Here is a 17,947-nt window from a genome sequence, read left to right as displayed (position 1 = left end):
CCCTCAGTCCTCGAACGTGCGGCCGGTCAGGGCGACGAAGGCGTCCTCAAGGGTGGGCCGCTCCACCATGAGGTCGTGAAGCCTGATCTGGTGCCGGGTCAGCGTCCCCACCACCGCCTGGACGACGTCGTCCCCGCCGGCGACGGCGATCTGGTCTCCTCTGCGGCGCACCTCCCTGACCTCGGGAAGGCCGGTGAGCAGGCCGTCCGGAACCGGCACCGGCGTGCGGAAGCGCAGCGACATCCCGTTCCCCGACCGGGCGACCAGCCCCCGCGGGCTGTCGAGCGCGGCGATCCGACCGTCGCTCACGACCGCGATGCGGTCGCACAGCCGCTCGGCCTCGTCGAGGAAGTGCGTGACCAGGATGATCGTGACCCCGTCCTCCCGGATCTCCTCGATCATCTTCCAGGCGGCGCGGCGGGCCTGCGGGTCGAGTCCGGTGGTGAGCTCGTCCAGCACCACGATGTCAGGGCCGCCGACCAGAGCCAGGGCGATGGACAGCCGCTGTTTCTGGCCGCCGGACAGCTTGCCGAACGGCGTGTCGCGCTTTTCCGTGAGGCCCCACCGCCGGATCAGCCGGGCCGGGTCGGCGGGGTCGTCGTAGAAGGACGCGTAGAGCTCCAGCGCCTCCCGCACGGTCAGCCGTCCGGGCAGCTCGCACTGCTGGAGCTGGACGCCCACCTTCTCGCGCAGGCGGCGCCCGTCGCGGCGCGGGTCGAGGCCGAGGACGCGGACGGTGCCGGAATCGGGACGGCGCAGCCCGGTGACGCATTCGACGGTCGTGGTCTTGCCCGCGCCGTTCGGGCCGAGGATGCCGAAGATCTCTCCTTTCGCGACGGTGAACGACACGTCCGCCACCGCGGGTTTGGCCCGGTAGAGCTTGCGAAGGTTGCGCACTTCGATGACCGGCATCGGCTCGTCCCCTCATTGGAGGCTTACTGGCGATGCCATTGACGATGCCGGGGACGCGGGCGAACGGGATCGCCCCATCAGATCGCCGTTGGGATGAACCGTGCCATCCCCCGGTCGGCGCGCCCATCAACCGAACGGACGATGCCCGCCCGTCGCCTAGGACAGAGAGGCGTCGTTCACCAGATGCACATGGGAATTTTCCAGCAGCCGTTTCTGGGTCGCCTCAAGCCGTTCCACGACGAGTTGGGCGAAGCGGCGCGTCAGCTCGAAGCCCAGCGAGGGGTCCACCGCGCAGAACATGCGGACCAGGCGTCCGTCGAACTCGATCGTCCGGAGCGGTGTCGCGGCGACGCCCCCGAGCCGCCACCGGTAGGGGTGGAACAGCCATGACCAGCCCAGCACGGTCCCGGGGCCGAAGGTATCGATGACGACGGAGCCACGGCCGGGACTGCGCAGGTCCACGGCCACGGTCCCGTCACGGATGATCCAGAACCGTTCCGCCGGCTCGGACTCGTTGAAGACGCGTCGTCCCGCCGGTACCTCGGTGAACCGGGCCGCCCTTGCCAGCCTGCTCAGGTCGGCGGATCGCATGCCGCCCAGGAACGTCTCGCGGGCCAGATCCACCCCTGTCACAACGCTCATCTGCCTCACTCCCCTCACCGCCGCCCATGTTCCGATCTCTTTGGCCTGTCTCCAGCGTCCCTCGCGGGGGTTTCCGCAGGTAAGAGCCGAAGGTCCCGCCCCGCCGGGACGCTCGGCACTGCCCTCTGACCACCGCGCTTGGGACGGTGGAGATGACAAGGGAGGACACCAGTGATGATCAGGCCCGAGCACCGTTCCGTCGTCGTCGGGGTGGACGGATCCCCCAACTCCATGGCCGCGTTGCGGCGCGCCGCGCGGGAGGCCGTCGAACGCCACGCGCGGCTGGACGTCGTCCGTCGTCCGGCCACACGGCACCGGCACCCTGTGGGCTCGTCGCCCGTTCCTCTCCCCCGGCTGACACGCTTGAAGGGCGCCCACCGTGGTGGGCGCCCTTCGGGTTTCGGGGGCTACTTGAGGAGGGGGAGGCGCTTGACGAGGCGGGTATCGCCCCACCAGCGGCCGAGGCCGAGGGTGTCGCCGGCGCTGACCAGCGCCAGGCCGACGAGGAGGATCGCGTAGATCAGGTGGTCGTCCATGAAGGGGTTGTTCTCGGGGGGCAGGACGGCGGTCCACATCATGACCAGCAGGGCCGCGCCGGTCGCGGCGGCGATCCGCATGCCGATGCCGAGGATGAGGGCGGCGCCGATGGCCCCCAGGCCGATCATGAACAGCCAGTCGGCCCAGGCCGCTCCGGCGATGTCGTGGTAGAAGCCGGCGAACGGGCCCTCCGGGGCGTTCTTCAGGAATCCCTCGGTGGGGCTGCCGCCGTCGATCCACGCCTTGGCGGCCGGGGTCTCGTGGCCCAGCCCGAACATCTTGTCCAGGAACGCCCAGACGAACACCCAGCCCACCGCGAACCGCGCCACCGCCCAGACGTGGCGGGCCGCCGGGGACTCGGTCAGGGGCTTGGGGGTCACCACCTGGATCAGGGTGCTGCGCCCGTTACGGCTCTTGTGCTCGGAGACTGCCATCGCCTCTCACCTTCCATCGCATCGCTGATTTCCTCACTACTCACTCAACCGTCTGGGGATTCGGCGCTGTAGGTCCGTTAGGACCTGCGCGTCGGGACCAAGGTCCCGCTGTCGTCGTGGTTTTAGAGAGCTGAAGGTCCCACGGGGAAATGGCAGCGAAAAGGCTTGCGCCACCCCGCCGCCATTGCGGCGGCGGGGTGGCGCAAGCCTTCTGGTCAGTTCTCTTCGGTGAGGACCTCGTCGACCGGGCGGCGGACGGTGGTCAGGTCTTCCCCGTCCGGGACGCCGAGGCGTAGGAGCATCTGCGGGTACGCGTCGCCGCAGAAACGCGTCCGGACGAACGCGCGCAGCTCCGGAACCTGGAGGGCCTGCGTGTGGTACGCGGCGGCCAGGTCGTGTTCGGCGGCCCGCAGCAGGACGCGCTGTAGCGCCTGCCCCGCGTTCAGCCAGGCGGCGGGTGTGTCGTCCGCCGTGACCAGCAGGACCACGGCCCCGGTGCGGACCGCGTCGTCGGTGGAGGGTTCGACGCCCCAGCCCTGGCCGCGGGCGAAGTCGCGGGCCGGGAAGTGCGGCTCGGTGCGCGGGGTCTGCCGAGGATAGGCGCCCTGCTGGACGCCGTCCCTGCGGGCCGTGGCCGGTGCCGGGGCCCAGCGGGCGATCTCCGTCGCGTACGCGGACGTGCGTCGCTGCACGTGTTCGGCGGCGGCGGTCAACGCCGCCAGGGCGCCCTTGACGTTGGCGTCGACGGCCTGGACGAGCCGGCCGCCCTCCTGCTCGGCGGCATGCCGCAGCGCCGACAGGACCCCGGCGGCGACCGGGTCGGGCCGGAACCCGCCGCGGTGGCTGCGGCGACGCCGGATCTGCGCGTACTCGCGCTCCGCCACCTCCCCCGCCCGCTCTCGCAGCGGCTCGGCGTGGACGTCGGCGAGCAGATGCGGCCGGTCCGGGTCGGGCAGCAGCCGCACGACGGGCTCGAACCCTTGCACGCGCAGCGAGAGCCGCAGGTTGTACAGCGCGGCTCCGCAGCTGATCAGCATCTCGCGGCCGTCCGGGTCCGCGACGTCCAGCCGGCGGTCGGGGTCGGCGCGCAGGCTGATCCGTGCGCCACCGACCCCGAAGCGCCACGGCTGGGTGTTGTGCACCGACGGCGCCCAGACGGCGTCCTCGACGGCGCGGCGGACGACGTCGGTCGCGACGTCCCTGCTCTTTGAAGGCATCATCACTCCCCCTTGGTCACCTCTCCAGCCCACCATTCGCGGCCTGACCCGCGGCAGGGCCGAAGGTCCCCGCGGGCGGGGGTCCTCCGTTCGTGTCCGGCGAGGTCGGGGCGGGACGTTGGTCCCTGTGACCGGTCGCCGGTCGCTGGGTAACGTCGACCACGTCACCGCCGAGTCGAGGGAACGATCTGCCATGACCGGTCAAGCCGAACAGAGCCCACGGACCATCCGGGTCTTCCTGATGGACGATCACGAGGTCGTCCGGCGCGGCGTCGCGGCACTGCTGTCCGCCGAGGACGACATCGAGATCGTCGGCGAGGCCGGCACCGCAACCGAAGCGCTGGCGCGGATCCCCGCCGCCCGGCCCGACGTCGCCGTCCTGGACGTCCGCCTCCCCGACGGCGACGGGGTGACCGTCTGCCGCGAGCTCCGCTCCCAGATGCCGGAACTGGCCTGCCTCATGCTCACCTCGTTCGACGACGAGGACGCCCTGTTCGAGGCCGTCATGGCCGGGGCGGCGGGCTACGTCCTCAAGCAGATCCACGGCTCGGACCTGGTCGGCGCCGTCCGCACCGTCGCCACCGGCCAGTCCCTGCTCGACCCCCGCAGCACGGCCCGCATGCTCGAACGCATCCGTACCCGCCAGGAGAAGAAGAAGGACCCGCTCCAGGGCCTGACCGAGCAGGAGCGCCACATTCTGGAGCTGATCGGCGAGGGCCTGACCAACCGGCAGATCGGCGAGCGGCTCTTCCTGGCGGAGAAGACTGTCAAGAACTACATCTCCAACATCTTCGCCAAACTCGGCATGAGCCGCCGCACCCAGGCCGCCGCCCTGGCCGCCCAGCTCAAGAGCGACTCCGCCAAGGGGAGGCGCGAGTAGGGCCCGACCCTGTTGTGCGTTGCGGAAGCCTCGACCATGTGTGAATGGCCGAGGCTTCACGGTTTTCAGTTCAGCGGCTCAATACGACCTTGAGCGCGCCGGTATTGGCGGCGTCGGCGAAGACGTCGTACGCCTTCGGGAACTCGTCCAGTGTGAAGTTGTGGGTGATGAACCGTCCGGCGTCGAGCTGGCCCCCGGCCACCAGGCGGAGCAGGGTCGGGGTGGAGAAGGTGTCCACCAGGCCCGTGGTGATGGTGACGTCGCGGATCCACTGCTCCTCCAGGTGCAGCGTGGCGGGGGCACCGTGCACGCCGATGTTGGCGATCCGTCCGCCGGGGCGGGCGAGGGCGACCGTCAGCTCGAACGCCTCCGGGACGCCGACGGCCTCGATCGTCACGTCCGCGCCGAGCCCGCCGGTCAGGTCGCGGACGGCGGCGAGCGGGTCCTGCCGGGAGTTGTTGACCGTGACGTGGGCGCCGAAGCCCTTGGCCGCCTCCAACCGGCTGTCGGCCAGGTCGATCGCGACGACGCGGCTCGGGCTGAACAGCCGCGCACCCATGATCGCCGCGAGTCCGATCGGGCCCGCGCCGACGACCGCCACGACGTCGCCGGGCTGGACGGCGCCGTTGAGCGCGCCGACCTCGTAGCCGGTCGGCAGGATGTCGGCCAGCATGAGCACGTCCTGGGCCGGTACGCCCGCGGGCAGCGCGTGGACGGAGGTGTCGGCGAACGGCACCCGCACGTACTCGGCCTGCGTCCCGTCGATCTTGTGGCCGAGGATCCAGCCTCCGCCGCCCAGGCACTGCCCGTAGCGGCTCTCCCGGCAGAACCGGCAGGTCCCGCAGGCGGTGATGCACGAGACCAGCACCCGGTCGCCGGGCTTGACCGTCCGCACGCCGGGGCCGACGGACTCGATGGTGCCGACGGCCTCGTGGCCGAGGATCCGCCCATCGGTCACCGCCGGGACGTCGCCCTTGAGAATGTGCAGGTCCGTGCCGCAGATCGTCACCGCGTCGACCCGGACGACCGCGTCTCCGTCCTCGATGATCCCCGGTTTGGGGACGTCCTCCCACGCCCTGATCCCGGGGCCGTGGTACACCAGCGCTCGCATGTCGCTCCTCCTTCGTCGATCTTGCTGCGGCCCTATCCGGTCTTCGTGGCTCCCCGCAGTTCCCGGGCGATGCCGGCGGCCCATTCGGCGACCTGGTCGTGGTCGCGGAAGTCGCCGCTCGACCGCTTGGCGATCTTGGAGGCGAGGAAGCCGTGGGCGTCGGGGGACAGGCGTCCGCCGAAGGTCGCGTGCCCGTGGGCGTTGAGCCGCCGGGCGATCTTGCCAACGCCGGGCGTGGGCGCGATCTGTCGCTGCTCGGCGGTGTGATCCAGCGGCCCACTGCTGAACAGCCACACCGGCCGGTGCGCCAGCGCGTCGGCGTGACGGCGGACGAAGTGCCGCGCCTCCCGGTGCCAGCGCCCCGCGTACAGGGCGCCGCCGACGACGGCGGCGTCGTATCCGTCGAGAGCGGCGACCTCTCCGGCCGGGCGGACGTCGGTGTCCAGCCCCGCCTCCCGCAGCGCGACACCGATCCAGCCGGCGCTCTCGGCGGTCCCGCCGCGTTCGGAGGCGTAGACCACCAGCACCCGCATCATGACGACTCCTCGGGTTTCGGGTCGCGTTCGTGGACGACCGCGACCGGGCACGGCAACTCGTGCAGCACGGCCCGGGTCACCGCGCCGAGCAGGGTGGCGGGGGACGAACCGATCCCACGATCGCCCACGACCAGCAGCATCGCCTCGCGTGCGTTGTCGGCCAGGACGCGTCCAGCGCGCTCCCGCACGAACCGCTCCTCGACCGCGACGTCGGGATAGTCGACCAGGCACGGCCCAACCGCGCTGGTGAACCGCGCCTTGGCCTGCTCCTTGACGGCTTGCGGGTCGGTGAACGGAAGCCGGTCGGGGCCGGGCAGCGCGCCAGGGTCCCACCAGGCGCACACCAGCGTCACCACGGCGCCGAGCAGGCGCGCTTCGGCGAGCGCGAACCGCAGCGCCGCCACGCTGGCCGCAGATCCGTCGATCCCGACGACTATCCGCTTCGCCCGCACCGACCCCTCGTGGGCGGGCACGACGACCACCGGACGGTCGGCGTGCGCCGGGACGTGCACGGCCGCGGATCCGAGGGGGAGCTTGTCGAATCCGCCCGTCCCCCGGGCGCCGACCACGATCAGCGCCGCGTCCGCCGACGCGGCCAGCAGCGCCGCCGAGGGCGTCCCGTCCAGCAGCACCGGTCGGACGTCCAGACCGGGGACGGTCTCGCGTGCGAGCTTCACCCCGTCGTCGAGCGTCAGCGCCCCCATGCCGCGGACGATCTGTTTCGCGTCGCCGTCCGCGGGCCGTTGCGGATACGGCCAGTTCCACGCGTGACAAACCCGCAGCGGAACGCCCCGCCGGGACGCCTCCACCGCGGCCCAACGCAGCGCGCGTTCGGCGGCCGGTGAAGCGTCGAAGCCGACCAGGACCTCTCGTCCGTCCATCTCGTCACCTCCTGGGCTTTCAGCCTCGTCGCCCACGGACACGAGGGTCAGAGGCGTGGGTCCACCGTTCGAGGGGACCTTCGGCCCTAAGGGCCCGGGGACCGCCGGTCAGGCGGCGCGGCGAGCGGCGTCGCGGGGAGGGACGACCGCGACCGTGCAAGGTGCGTGGTGCAGCATCGCCGAGCTGGTCGCGCCCAGCAGCGGGTGGACGCCGGCGACGCCTCGGTCGCCCACGACCAGGAGGTCGGCGCCGTCCGCCGCGTCCAGCAGCGCTTCCCTGGGACGCTCCAACAGCAGCGAGACCTCCAGGGGAACCTTCGGATAGCGCTCACTCCACGGCTGGACGAGTTCGTCGAGTTCGGCGGCCCGTGCCCGGTACAGCTTCTTCTTGTCGGTGAAGAGGGGCAGCTCCCAGTCGGGCACGGCACCGGGTTCCCACGCCCCGTAGACCACGCGCAGATCGCACTCGCGCAGCGCGGCCTCCTCGATCGCGAATCCGAGGGCCGCGTCCGCGCTCTCGGACCCGTCGACTCCGACCACGACGAGCCCCCGCGGCCGACCGAACCGCCGGACCGCGACGACGGGACGATGCGTGCGCGCGGGCAGCCGCACCGCCGTCGACCCGGCGGGCACCTGGCGCTGTTCATGGGAGCCGACCACGATCAGTTCCGCGTCGCCGGACTCGCAGACCAGCGTGTCGCTCACCGGCCCCGGCCGGAGCAGCGGGTGTACCTTCCCCGGAACCCCCAGGTCTTCGACCCGGCGGGCGCCCTTGCGCAACAGGTTCTCCCCCACCCGCTGGATGGCCGCCTTGACGCGGGGATTCACGTGCCCCTCGGGATACGGCCAGCGCCAGCAATGGCAGATCGTCAGGTCGAGCCCCCGAAGCCGAGCCTCCTCCACCGCCCAGCGCAACGCGGCGTCGTTCTCCTCGCTCCCGTCGTAACCGAGCAGGACGTGCGACCGCTGGGCCCTCGGCAGTGCGACCATCACCAGGCCTCCCCCACTCGTCGGCGCCGAAATCCGCGGTGACCTCGGCCCCTGAGCTCGGCTTCGGAGAGTGGGGGAAGTCCGGCGCCGCTTGTGCGACGTCACTCTCCGCACGGGTGCGCGGGCTCCCGTTCTCCGTGCCGTTCACCCAGGCTTCCCCCACTCACCTCCAGTGAACATCAGTGCCACCGGTCGCATCAGGGACGAAGGTCCCCTGTCGTCCTGCGGCGGGGTGCGGGGGCGTCGGCGCGCCTGCTGAGATACGACTCCACCTATGGGCGACTCGGCTGGACGGCGCGTGCCCGTCACCGCGCACCGCGACCCGGCGAACCTCGACCGGGGAGCGAGAACGTCCGAGCCCACGGCCCGTGTCCTTCGTCAGCCGCCCATCACCGAGCGGGTTCCCGTGGCGATCTCCAGGTCCTCGCGGGCGGTGACGACGACCGTTGCGACCGCCGCGTCCGGCGGGCTGATCACCGTGTCGCCGCGGGCGGCGGCATTGCGTTCCGGGTCGATCCGGGCGCCCAGGTAGGCCAGGCCGCCGACGAGGCGTCGGCGGACCTCGGGATCGTGCTCGCCGACCCCGCCGGTGAACACCAGCGCGTCCAGCCCGCCCAACGCGGCGGTCATCGCGGCCGCGCAGCCGCGCAACCGGTGGTGGTAGACCGCCAGCGCCGACACCGCCGCCTCGTCTCCGGCGGCGGCGCGGGACCGCAACGCCCGCATGTCGCCGGTCCCGGTCAGCGCGCGCAGCCCGGAGCGGTGTTCCAGCGCGTCGCGGATCTCCTCGGCGGGCACGCCGTGCGCCAGCAGCCACATCGGGATGCCCGGGTCGATGCCGCCCGCCCGGGTCGCCATGACCAGCCCGTCGAGCGGGGTGAACCCCATCGTGGTGTCCACCGACCGGCCGTCGGCCACCGCCGACAGCGATGCGCCCGACCCCAGATGGCACACGACAAGCCGAAGGCCGGTGAGGTCGGCGGGACCGCCGTTCAGGAGTTCTCCCGTCCGGCGGGCGGCGTAGGCGTGGGACAGCCCGTGGAAGCCGTACCGGCGGACGCCGAACCGTTCACGCCATTCGGCGGGCAGCGCATACGTCGCGGCGGCCTCGGGAAGGGTGGCGTGGAACGCGGTGTCGAAGCAGGCCACGGCGGGGACGTCGGGGAACGCCCGGCGAACCTCGCCCAGCGCGTACAGCGACAGCGGCTGGTGCAGCGGCGCCAGACCGGTCAGCCCGCGCAGCCGTTCGGTGACCTCCTCGTCGATCAGCACGGGACGGGTGAAGTCGCGTCCGCCGTGCACGAAACGGATGCCGACCGCGTCCGGGCGTGGCAGCCGCGCCACGGACGCCAGCACGCGCTCGGCCTCCCGGTCCGCGCCGCCGGTGGGCATCTCGACGTGTGAGCGGACGGTGTCGTCGGCCTCCACCAGGCTGAACTTGACGCTGCTGGAACCGGGATTCACAGTGAGGATCCGCATCGAAGCTCCCTCGGTTCGTCCGGTTCAGTACGGCCAGGTCCAGTCGCGGATCTCGGGTGCGTCTTCGCCGTGTTCGCGGGTGTGGGCGCGTAGACGTAGGCGTTCGTCGGCCATGCGTTGGCGGATGTGGGCGACGCGTCCGCCGAGGGACGGGACGCGGTCGATGACGTCCATGACCAGGTGGAAACGGTCCAGGTCGTTGAGCATGACCATGTCGAACGGGGTGGTGGTGGTGCCTTCCTCTTTGTAGCCGCGGACGTGCAGGTTGCCATGCCCTGCGCGGCGGTAGGTGAGCCGGTGGATCAGGTACGGGTAGCCGTGGAAGGCGAAGATGACGGGCTTGTCGGTGGTGAACAGCGCGTCGAATTCGGTGTCGGACAGCCCGTGCGGGTGTTCCTCGACCGGCTGTAGCCGCATCAGGTCGACCACGTTGACGACCCTGACCCGCAGGTCGGGGAAGAACCGCCGTAGAAGGTCGACCGCGGCCAGGGTCTCCAGGGTGGGGATGTCGCCCGCGCAGGCCAGAACGACGTCGGGCTCGGCGTCGCCGTCCGTGGACGCCCATTCCCAGATTCCGATGCCTCGGGTGCAGTGCGCGACGGCCTCCTCCATCGGCAGCCAGACCGGCGCGGGCTGCTTCCCGGCGACGATCACGTTCACGTAGTCCTGGGAACGTAGGCAATGGTCGCCGACCGACAGCAACGTGTTCGCGTCCGGCGGCAGGTACACCCGAACGATCTCCGCCTTCTTGTTCATCACCACGTCCAGGAAACCTGGATCCTGGTGGGTGAAGCCGTTGTGGTCCTGGCGCCACACGTGCGAGGACAGCAGGTAGTTCAGGGACGCGATCGGACGCCGCCACGGCAGGCCCCGGGTGACCTTCAACCACTTGGCGTGCTGGTTGAACATCGCGTCCACGATGTGGATGAACGCCTCATAGCTGTTGAACAGCCCGTGCCGCCCGGTGAGGAGGTAACCCTCCAACCAGCCCTGACACAGATGCTCGCTCAGCACCTCCATCACCCGTCCGGCGCGGGCCAGATGCTCGTCGGTGGCGAGGGCCTCGCCCTCGAAGACGCGGTCGGTCACCTCGAACACCGCGCCCAACCGGTTGGACGCGGTCTCGTCCGCGCCCATGATCCGGAACGTGGACGGGTTCGCCGCCACGACGTCGCGCAGATAGTCGCCGAGCACACGGGTCGCCTCCGCGGTAGCCGTGCCGTGCTTGTCCGTCGGCACCGCGTACGTTCGCGGATCGGGCAGCTCCAGCGGGCGCAGCAGTACCCCGCCGTTGGCGTGCGGGTTCGCGCTCATCCGCCGCTCCCCGACCGGCGCGAGGTCGCGGAGCGCCGCGACCGGCCGGCCGTCCTCGTCGAACAGCTCGTCGGGGGCGTAGGAGCGCAGCCACGCCTCCAGCTCCGCGAGGTGGGCGGGGTTGTCCCGGACGCCCGCGAGCGGCACCTGGTGGGATCGCCAGGTGCCCTCCACCGGAAGCCCGTCGACCTCCTTCGGGCCCGTCCAGCCCTTCGGCGTCCGCAGGATAATCACCGGCCAGCGGGGGCGGTCGGTCGCGCCCTCGTCTCTGGCCGCCCGTTGGATGCGGCGGATCTCGTCCAGCGCCTGGTCCAGTGCGGTCGCCATCTGCTCGTGCATGACGGCGGGGTCGTCCCCCGACACCACGATCGGAGCATGCCCGTACCCCTCGAACAGCCGGACCAGCTCGTCCTCGGAGATCCGGGCCAGCACGGTCGGGTTCGCGATCTTGTAGCCGTTGAGGTGCAGGATCGGCAGCACCGCGCCGTCGTGCACCGGGTCGATGAACTTGGTGGAGTGCCAGCTCGCCGCCAGTGGGCCCGTCTCCGCCTCGCCGTCCCCGACGATGCACGCCACCACCAGGTCCGGGTTGTCGAACGCCGCCCCGTAGGCGTGCGCCAGCGAATAACCCAGCTCACCGCCCTCATGGATCGACCCGGGCGTCTCCGGCGCCACATGACTGGGCACGCCGCCAGGGAAGGAGAACTGCCGGAACAGCCGCCGCATCCCCGCCGCGTCTTGGGAGACCAGCGGATAGACCTCGCTGTACGTGCCCTCCAGCCACGCGTTCGCGACCGCCGAGGGGCCGCCGTGCCCCGGCCCCATGATGTAGATCATGTCGAGGTCGCGTGCCCTGATCACCCGGTTGAGGTGCGCGTAACAGAAGTTCAGCCCGGGTGAGGTGCCCCAATGCCCCAGGAGCCGTGGCTTGATGTGCTCGGGTCGCAGCGGCTCCCGCAGCAACGGATTGTCCAGCAGATAGATCTGCCCGGCCGACAAATAGTTCGCAGCCCGCCAATAGGCGTCGATCAGGTCGAATTCGGAACCGGCCGGCAGGATGCCGTTCGCGCTCGTCGACGTCACAATTCCTCCATGCGCTCGTTGATCTCAGCGCATCACACCGCGCCGCCCCGAGGTCAGGGCCGAAGGTCACTTCCGGCGGGCCGTCCGTCCATCGGTGACACGCAGGGGCCTCGGTCCGTTGTGCGCGGGACGTCAGGGGTATTCGCTGTGAGGAAAGAGAACGAGGAGGAACGCCGATGCGCGTGATCTCGGAAGGGCGGCTCGGCGCCATCCTGGCGGGCCTGCCGGGACGGCCACGGGTGGTCGCCGGAGGCAACTTCGCCACCCCGCGCCGCCTTTTGGCCGTCCTGGACGAGGCCCTCCCCGAGTACCGGCTGTTCATGCTGAACGCCCAGGGCGACCTGCCCGACCGGGACGGCGTCGACCTGGAGACCCCATTCGTCGGAGCGGGCATGCGCGACCGTCCCAACCTGCGGTACTTTCCCTCCCGGCTGTCACTGGTGCCCAACCTTCTGAAGGCGGGGCTGCCGCCGGACGTCGTCGTCGTGCAGACCTCCGTGCCCGCGGACGGGACGGTCTCACTCGGCATCGAGGTCAACATCCTGCCCGCAGCGATCGAGGCCGTCCGGGCCCGCGGCGGTCTGGTGATCGCCCAACTGAACCCCCAGATGCCGTACACCTACGGTGACGCCGTCCTGGCCATCGACGACATCGACTACGCCGTCGAGAGCGACGAGCCCCTCGATTCGCCCGCGACACGGCCGCCGGGAGAGGCGGCGAGCGAGATCGGCGGACGGGTCGCCCACCTCGTCCCCGAGCACGCGACGCTGCAACTCGGCATCGGCGGCATTCCGGACGCGGTCCTGGCCTCCCTGCTGCGCCGCCGCGGCCTCGCCGTCTGGTCTGAGATGTTCAGCGACGGCGTCCTGGCCCTGGAGAAGGCGGGCGCGCTCGACTCGACGACACCCATCACCGCTTCGTTCGCGTTCGGCAGCCGCGAACTCTACGACTGGGCCGACCGCAACGAACGCGTCCGGATGCTGCGCACCGAGAAGACCAACGACCCCAACCTCATCGCCCGCCGCCCCCGCCTGGTCTCCGTGAACTCCGCCCTCCAGGTCGACCTGTACGCCCAGGCCAACGCCAGCCGCGTGCGCGGCGTCATCTACTCCGGCTTCGGCGGCCAGACCGACTTCGTCGTCGGCGCCCTGCACTCCCCCGGCGGCCACGCCATCATCGCGCTGCCGTCCTGGCATCCCCGCGCCGACGTCTCCACCGTCATCCCCCGCCTGGCGGGCCCGGTCACCTCGTTCCAGCACAGTTACATCGTCAGCGAGCAGGGCACCGCGACCATCTGGGGACACGACGCCGCGTCCCAGGCGCAACAGCTCATCGACCAGGTCGCCCACCCCTCAGCACGCGACGAACTACGCGAGGAGGGCCGTCAACTGGGCTTCCGCCTGCGCTGACGGTGGTCATCGGGCGATCTGGACGGGGGTTCGTGTCGGCAGGTCGGCCAGCCGGGCGGCGGGGACGGCGACGACCGCGCGATCCTTAGGTCCCACGCGGAGGACGAGAGCGTCGCCCACTGTCCTGACGGGTTCGTCCCGGTCCTTGTTCGGTGTCCAGCGAAGGGTCGCGCGATCGCCGGGGCGGACCAGCTCCGCACTTCCCGGGGCGAGGGTGACGACGCTGATCGACCGCTGGGCGAGGGCGTTCGGAGGCAGGCGCGGCCCGAGGTCGGCCTTGGCCAGCGGCTCACCGGCCTTCACGGAACCCAGGGTGTAGCGGTTGACGAGTGCCGCGTCCGGTCCGGTGAGGTCCTCCGCCTTCAGTTGGTGGTAGGCGGGCAGGGCGCGGCGGGTCTCGGTCGGCTCGGACGCGGTCGATGCGCGGACCAGCCCGATGGCCGTGACGCACAGCAGGGCGGCGGCGAGGACGAGCGCGAGGTCACGGGTCAGGCTGGGCGATCGGACCGCGGCCGGAGGGGCGGGCGGCGCGGGCGACGGCACGGGACCGCCCGGTGCCGGGGCCGGGGCAGGGGTCGGAGCCGGAGGCGCGGCGGCGGGCGGCAGGCTCAGGACGATGGGCCCCGCTTCCTCGGGGTAGCGCAGCGCGCCCTCATGCTCGGAGTCGGGCCCCGCCCCGAACCACAGCTTGCGCAACTGGCGCCATTGGTCGAGTTCCTCGTTGTACGAGGTCGGCAACCGTAGGCCGATGGCCTGCAACAGCTTCCAGCGGTGGACGTCGAAGGCCACACGGATCTGGTTGGCGTAGGGGACGGCCGCGCGCACGGCGGCGACGTAGCAGAAACCGGAGACCAAGGCACCGCACAACATGACCAGAGGCGCGACGTACCAGGGCAGCAGGGCGACCGCCAGCACTGCTCCGACGCAGGCGAACACGACCGCCAGCAGGCTCAACGTGACCATCAGTTCCACAGCGGCGGCGACCCCCGAGAACGTCCGTACGAAGGACTCGGGTAGCGCGGCGTACAAACGTGGCCAGATCTCGTTCGCGGGCAGCCTGTACTTGAACCATGGATGTTCTTCGGCCGCGTACAAGATGTTCCCCAGGCGGGTCGGACGCACCTTGTCCTGGTTCCTCGGATAGGAGGTCGGCCAAGGATCCGTTTCGCGGTGTAGCAGCTTCGCATGACGATGGACGTGCCGCTTCCGGTAGCGGTTTTCGAGCCGCTTCGGCCAGTACCCCTCGTAGAGCCGGAACAGCTGAGGACGCACCGCGTTCAGCAGATGGGCGAGCAGGGTGGTGGCCGCGAGCAGCGCCAACCCCGCGAGTATCCGAAGGTCGGCCGGGACGGCGTCCCACGTCCGGGTGACCGCGTCCCACCCGGCTCCGGCCGCGACCAAGGCCGCCAGTGCACTCAGCAACACGAACAACGGGATCCACGTGGTGACCACCAGGCGCTTGCTCAGCAGCCCGGCCGCACCCTCCACCAGACCGCCCACGAAGTCAGCTCCGCCGCACCGGATGGTCGCCGTGGACGCACTTCGTTCTGCCGGGGTCGACCACGTGGTAGCGCCCGGGAAGCTTGCACTGCTCGCAGTACACGACGGACGTTCCGGCCGGCACATCGTCGCGGCCGTGCAGTTCGGGGTCGGAGCGCAGGTCGCTCTCTTCGATCAGCACGCTCGCCAGAACCCGCGGCGGGACGACGCCGGTGATCGTGCCGTCGTCGCCCACCAGGACGACCAGGACCGCCTGCTTCAGCACACGCCCGATCAGACCGGTCTCCTTGAGCAGACCGGTGACCCGGGCCAACGACGCCTCGGGCTCGACGCTCAGGGTCTCCAGCGACCCGCGCGGGCCGAGCGCCGAGGCGGGACGCCCGTCATCGTCGACGAAGACGGTGACGTCCCCTTCGCGTGCGGGCTCGCCGACATGAGCCACATGGGCCTCGACCGCCAACTCGGCGATCATCCGTTCCGTCATGAATCTCCGTTCCGCGTACCGATCACACCGTTTCCCTACTGCTCGCCGGGCGCCGCGCGTAGGCTTCACAGCAAGGGTGCCGAATGACCAGACGGTTTTCGACGTTTTTGAGCGATGCGGCGTCGCTCGCCGGAATGTTCACCCGCGCCCGGCCGATGCCGGCGGGCGCCGAACTAGACCAACTCGTGGACGCGCACGCCGCCGCGGTCGAGAGCGGCGATGACGACCCGGCACGGAGGGTCGCGCTTCAGCTGGCGTTATTGGTCCGGTTCCAGCAATCCGGTTCGTCCGACGACTTCACCCGGTTCCGGCAACTGACAGAAGCGACGTTCGGGGCCCTTTCCGTCGACCACGACCTGTACCCGACGGTTCTGATGCACGTCGCCGTCGCGGAGCGGATCGCCTTGCAGACGGGAGACGAAGGCGCCCGCCTCAACGAGGCCATTGCCGCGGGCGAGGCGTATCTCGCCGCTCTGCCGGAGCGGGACCGTCCGCTGGACCTGGCCCACGCCGTAGCGGACGCCCATATGACCGCGTGGCAGACGTGGAGCCGTCTGGTGAATCTGCATCGCGGGGTGGAACTGCGCCACTTCGTGTACAAGGGCTACCGGAAGCGGTCTCCGGAGCGGGCTGAGGCCACGATCGATCTGGCGTCCGCCCACCGCACCCTGTTCGACGCCTCCGGCGAGGCCGCCGCACTCCACAAGGCGGTGCAGTACGCCGCGGAAGCGTGCATGCTGACGAGTCTGCGCATCCCTCCGCCGCCCGAGATACTCGCGAAAGCCGCGCTGATCTACATCACCGGGGCCCGGCACTGGGAAAGCCGGCGGCGGAAGCTGGCCCGGGAGGCCGTCCGCCAGATCCGACGCGCCCTGCCGGAGATCTCTCCCGAGAGCCCCTCCTACGTCGACCTGCTCAACCATGTCACCGGCGTGCTGATGAACGCGGCCGAGATGCTGCGACGACCCGACCTCGCGGCCGACGCCGTCCGCACGGGCGAAATCGCCGAGCAGGCCGCGGGGCCCGACCATCCGGCGCGGGCGGACGTCCTCACCAACCTCGGGACGGCGAAGCGGATACGGTTCGAGCTGACCGAGGACCCCACCGACGCCGAGGCCGCCGTCGCGGCCCTGCGCGAGGCGACCGTCGCGCCCGGCGGCAGTGCGTGGGCGAGGCTGGACGCGGCACAGAAATGGAGCCTGTTCGAGGGGGGTCGCGGCCGCTGGGAGTCGGCCATGGACGCCTACCGAACGGCCCTCGACGCCTTGCACGACCTGGCAGGCCCTCATCTGAGCCGTTCCGACCGCACGGTGCAACTGGCCCGGCGCTCCTGGGCGGGCCTGTCCGTCGACGCCGCCGCCTGCGCCCTCCAGTTGGACGATCCCGAACTCGCCGTGGAACTACTGGAACGCGGCCGACTGGTGCTGCACGCGCAGGACCGCGCGGACGCGGCCGGAGCGCCCATCGCCCCGCCCACCGCGGCGGACCTGATCGCGCGTTGGGCGGTGGACGGACCCGCGGTCGTGGTCAATCTGAGCCGCTGGCGCGGCGACGCCCTGATCGTCTCCAGCGACGGTGTACGGGTCGTGCCGCTGCCGGGGCTGGATTTCGAGGCCGGACTCGACGTCGTCTTCGCCTTCCTGCGCGCCTTCAGCGAGGACGACTTCCCCGGTGACCCGCGCACGCACACGAGCAAGCTCCTCGCCTGGTGTTGGGACGTGATCGCCGAACCCGTCCTATCCGAACTCGGCCACGACCGCGACACGGGCGACGGACCCATGCCGCGGATCTGGTGGTGTCCGACCAGTTTCCTGTCCATGGTGCCGTTGCACGCGGCGGGCCGGTACGGCGATGACGGCGGTGGGAACGTCCCCGACCGGGTGGTGTCGTCCTACACTCCGGCACTGTCGTTCCTGTCTGGCCCGGCGCGGGACGAACCGTCGACCGGTGAGCCGCCACGGCTGCTCATCACGGCGATCGCCGACGAAGGACTGCGCCCCGTGGAGACGGAGTTCCTTGCGAGGGAGTTCGCGGGACGTCACACCGCGCTCAAGAACGAGGACGCGACACGGGAGCGGGTCCTGTCCGAGCTGGAGCATCACTCATACGTCTATTTCGCCTGCCACGGTCACCAGGACATGGAGCATCCGGTCATGGGCGGGTTGCGGCTCTCCGACGGTCTGCTGACCGTCGGCCGGCTCATCGGTGCCGCCAAGTCCGGTGAAGTCGCGTTCCTCGGCGCCTGCCAGACCGCGGTGGGCGGCTTGCACAACTTGGACGAGGCGCTCAGTCTGGCCGGTGCGCTCCGCCTGGCGGGTTGGCAGGACGTCGTCGGCACTCTGTGGCCGGCGAAGGACCTGGCGGTCGCCCACGCCGCCGAGCACGTCTTCGGTGCGCTGGCCGCGGAACCGGACGTCCGCTCGCCCGACACCGTGGCCCGAGCACTGCATGCCGCGACCGTGGACCTCCGCGACCTCCTCGGCGCCGAGAAAGTGGACCTGTGGGCACCCTTCGTCCATGTGGGCCGCTGAGCATCCC

The 17,947-nt window shown here is 71.0% G+C and carries 16 protein-coding genes; 4 read left to right on the top strand and 12 right to left on the bottom strand.

The window, feature by feature from the left end; all coding sequences use genetic code 11:
- Nucleotides 1–3: 3 nt before the first annotated feature.
- Together D0T12_RS21065 and D0T12_RS21060 are read right to left on the bottom strand one after the other, a co-directional pair.
- Nucleotides 4–912: an ABC transporter ATP-binding protein gene (locus D0T12_RS21065; RefSeq protein WP_117401364.1), complete on the bottom strand. Its 909-nt coding sequence runs from the start codon at nt 910–912 to the stop codon at nt 4–6.
- A 156-nt stretch (nt 913–1,068) separates the two neighbouring features.
- Nucleotides 1,069–1,554: a cyclic nucleotide-binding domain-containing protein gene (locus D0T12_RS21060; RefSeq protein ID WP_199487595.1), complete on the bottom strand. Its 486-nt coding sequence runs from the start codon at nt 1,552–1,554 to the stop codon at nt 1,069–1,071.
- Between the two features lie 174 nt (nt 1,555–1,728).
- Between D0T12_RS21060 and D0T12_RS37415 the strand changes: the two genes are divergently transcribed.
- Nucleotides 1,729–2,073, top strand: coding sequence for a universal stress protein (locus D0T12_RS37415; RefSeq protein ID WP_117401363.1), 345 nt, complete (start codon nt 1,729–1,731; stop codon nt 2,071–2,073).
- Here the strand turns inward: D0T12_RS37415 and D0T12_RS21050 are convergent.
- Together D0T12_RS21050 and D0T12_RS21045 are read right to left on the bottom strand one after the other, a co-directional pair.
- Nucleotides 1,962–2,525, bottom strand: coding sequence for a DoxX family membrane protein (locus tag D0T12_RS21050; protein ID WP_117401362.1), 564 nt, complete (start codon nt 2,523–2,525; stop codon nt 1,962–1,964). The genes D0T12_RS37415 and D0T12_RS21050 overlap by 112 nt on opposite strands.
- Before the next feature lie 215 nt (nt 2,526–2,740).
- Nucleotides 2,741–3,745: an Acg family FMN-binding oxidoreductase gene (locus D0T12_RS21045; protein ID WP_117401361.1), complete on the bottom strand. Its 1,005-nt coding sequence runs from the start codon at nt 3,743–3,745 to the stop codon at nt 2,741–2,743.
- A gap of 190 nt (nt 3,746–3,935) precedes the next feature.
- Between D0T12_RS21045 and D0T12_RS21040 the strand changes: the two genes are divergently transcribed.
- Nucleotides 3,936–4,622 (top strand): response regulator transcription factor, encoded by a 687-nt coding sequence (locus tag D0T12_RS21040; protein WP_117401360.1) that lies wholly within the window; start codon nt 3,936–3,938, stop codon nt 4,620–4,622.
- Nucleotides 4,623–4,692: 70 nt separating this feature from the next.
- Here the strand turns inward: D0T12_RS21040 and D0T12_RS21035 are convergent, their stop codons facing one another.
- The 6 genes from D0T12_RS21035 to D0T12_RS21010 form a co-directional block, all read right to left on the bottom strand.
- Nucleotides 4,693–5,733 (bottom strand): zinc-dependent alcohol dehydrogenase family protein, encoded by a 1,041-nt coding sequence (locus D0T12_RS21035; protein ID WP_117401359.1) that lies wholly within the window; start codon nt 5,731–5,733, stop codon nt 4,693–4,695.
- A 32-nt stretch (nt 5,734–5,765) separates the two neighbouring features.
- Nucleotides 5,766–6,269, bottom strand: a complete 504-nt coding sequence (locus tag D0T12_RS21030) for a flavodoxin domain-containing protein (protein WP_199487594.1) — start codon at nt 6,267–6,269, stop codon at nt 5,766–5,768.
- Nucleotides 6,266–7,150, bottom strand: a complete 885-nt coding sequence (locus D0T12_RS21025) for a universal stress protein (protein ID WP_117401357.1) — start codon at nt 7,148–7,150, stop codon at nt 6,266–6,268. Before D0T12_RS21025 ends, D0T12_RS21030 begins: the two co-directional genes overlap by 4 nt.
- A 108-nt stretch (nt 7,151–7,258) precedes the next feature.
- A complete protein-coding gene (locus D0T12_RS21020) occupies nt 7,259–8,140 on the bottom strand; it encodes a universal stress protein (RefSeq protein WP_117401356.1) in 882 nt (293 codons plus the stop codon).
- 378 nt (nt 8,141–8,518) lie between these two features.
- On the bottom strand, nt 8,519–9,619 hold the full coding sequence (locus D0T12_RS21015) for an acetate/propionate family kinase (protein WP_117401355.1): 1,101 nt from the start codon (nt 9,617–9,619) through the stop codon (nt 8,519–8,521).
- Nucleotides 9,620–9,643: 24 nt separating this feature from the next.
- A complete protein-coding gene (locus D0T12_RS21010; protein ID WP_233526195.1) occupies nt 9,644–12,016 on the bottom strand; it encodes a phosphoketolase family protein in 2,373 nt (790 codons plus the stop codon).
- Between the two features lie 176 nt (nt 12,017–12,192).
- On the opposite strand from D0T12_RS21010, the gene D0T12_RS21005 reads away from it, so the two are divergent.
- The gene (locus tag D0T12_RS21005; protein ID WP_117401354.1) at nt 12,193–13,425 is read left to right on the top strand and encodes an acetyl-CoA hydrolase/transferase family protein; all 1,233 of its coding nucleotides are present in this window, start codon (nt 12,193–12,195) and stop codon (nt 13,423–13,425) included.
- Between the two features lie 6 nt (nt 13,426–13,431).
- Here the strand turns inward: D0T12_RS21005 and D0T12_RS35435 are convergent, their stop codons facing one another.
- Both D0T12_RS35435 and D0T12_RS20995 read right to left on the bottom strand, forming a co-directional pair.
- The gene (locus D0T12_RS35435; RefSeq protein WP_158581563.1) at nt 13,432–14,925 is read right to left on the bottom strand and encodes a CpaB family protein; all 1,494 of its coding nucleotides are present in this window, start codon (nt 14,923–14,925) and stop codon (nt 13,432–13,434) included.
- A gap of 4 nt (nt 14,926–14,929) precedes the next feature.
- The gene (locus tag D0T12_RS20995) at nt 14,930–15,409 is read right to left on the bottom strand and encodes a hypothetical protein (RefSeq protein ID WP_117401353.1); all 480 of its coding nucleotides are present in this window, start codon (nt 15,407–15,409) and stop codon (nt 14,930–14,932) included.
- Nucleotides 15,410–15,492: 83 nt separating this feature from the next.
- Here D0T12_RS20995 and D0T12_RS20990 point away from each other — a divergent pair, with 83 nt between their 5' ends.
- Nucleotides 15,493–17,940 (top strand): CHAT domain-containing protein, encoded by a 2,448-nt coding sequence (locus tag D0T12_RS20990; RefSeq protein WP_147339568.1) that lies wholly within the window; start codon nt 15,493–15,495, stop codon nt 17,938–17,940.
- The last annotated feature ends 7 nt before the right edge of the window (nt 17,941–17,947 follow it).

This window comes from Actinomadura spongiicola, assembly GCF_003432485.1.
Lineage (GTDB): Bacteria > Actinomycetota > Actinomycetes > Streptosporangiales > Streptosporangiaceae > Spirillospora > Spirillospora spongiicola.
The sequence above is the reverse complement of the archived record's forward strand: the minus strand, read 5'-3'. Positions and strand labels throughout refer to the sequence as shown.

What these genes read in the sequence shown, in the direction of transcription:
- D0T12_RS21045 (WP_117401361.1), bottom strand. Translation starts at nt 3,745, where the DNA reads ATGATGCCTTCAAAGAGCAGGGACGTCGCGACCGACGTCGTCCGCCGC.
- D0T12_RS20995 (WP_117401353.1), bottom strand. Translation starts at nt 15,409, where the DNA reads ATGACGGAACGGATGATCGCCGAGTTGGCGGTCGAGGCCCATGTGGCT.
- D0T12_RS21050 (WP_117401362.1), bottom strand. Translation starts at nt 2,525, where the DNA reads ATGGCAGTCTCCGAGCACAAGAGCCGTAACGGGCGCAGCACCCTGATC.
- D0T12_RS21030 (WP_199487594.1), bottom strand. Translation starts at nt 6,269, where the DNA reads ATGATGCGGGTGCTGGTGGTCTACGCCTCCGAACGCGGCGGGACCGCC.
- D0T12_RS21020 (WP_117401356.1), bottom strand. Translation starts at nt 8,140, where the DNA reads ATGGTCGCACTGCCGAGGGCCCAGCGGTCGCACGTCCTGCTCGGTTAC.
- D0T12_RS21035 (WP_117401359.1), bottom strand. Translation starts at nt 5,733, where the DNA reads ATGCGAGCGCTGGTGTACCACGGCCCCGGGATCAGGGCGTGGGAGGAC.
- D0T12_RS21060 (WP_199487595.1), bottom strand. Translation starts at nt 1,554, where the DNA reads ATGAGCGTTGTGACAGGGGTGGATCTGGCCCGCGAGACGTTCCTGGGC.
- D0T12_RS21065 (WP_117401364.1), bottom strand. Translation starts at nt 912, where the DNA reads ATGCCGGTCATCGAAGTGCGCAACCTTCGCAAGCTCTACCGGGCCAAA.
- D0T12_RS21040 (WP_117401360.1), top strand. Translation starts at nt 3,936, where the DNA reads ATGACCGGTCAAGCCGAACAGAGCCCACGGACCATCCGGGTCTTCCTG.
- D0T12_RS21005 (WP_117401354.1), top strand. Translation starts at nt 12,193, where the DNA reads ATGCGCGTGATCTCGGAAGGGCGGCTCGGCGCCATCCTGGCGGGCCTG.
- D0T12_RS20990 (WP_147339568.1), top strand. Translation starts at nt 15,493, where the DNA reads ATGACCAGACGGTTTTCGACGTTTTTGAGCGATGCGGCGTCGCTCGCC.
- D0T12_RS37415 (WP_117401363.1), top strand. Translation starts at nt 1,729, where the DNA reads ATGATCAGGCCCGAGCACCGTTCCGTCGTCGTCGGGGTGGACGGATCC.
- D0T12_RS21025 (WP_117401357.1), bottom strand. Translation starts at nt 7,150, where the DNA reads ATGGACGGACGAGAGGTCCTGGTCGGCTTCGACGCTTCACCGGCCGCC.
- D0T12_RS21015 (WP_117401355.1), bottom strand. Translation starts at nt 9,619, where the DNA reads ATGCGGATCCTCACTGTGAATCCCGGTTCCAGCAGCGTCAAGTTCAGC.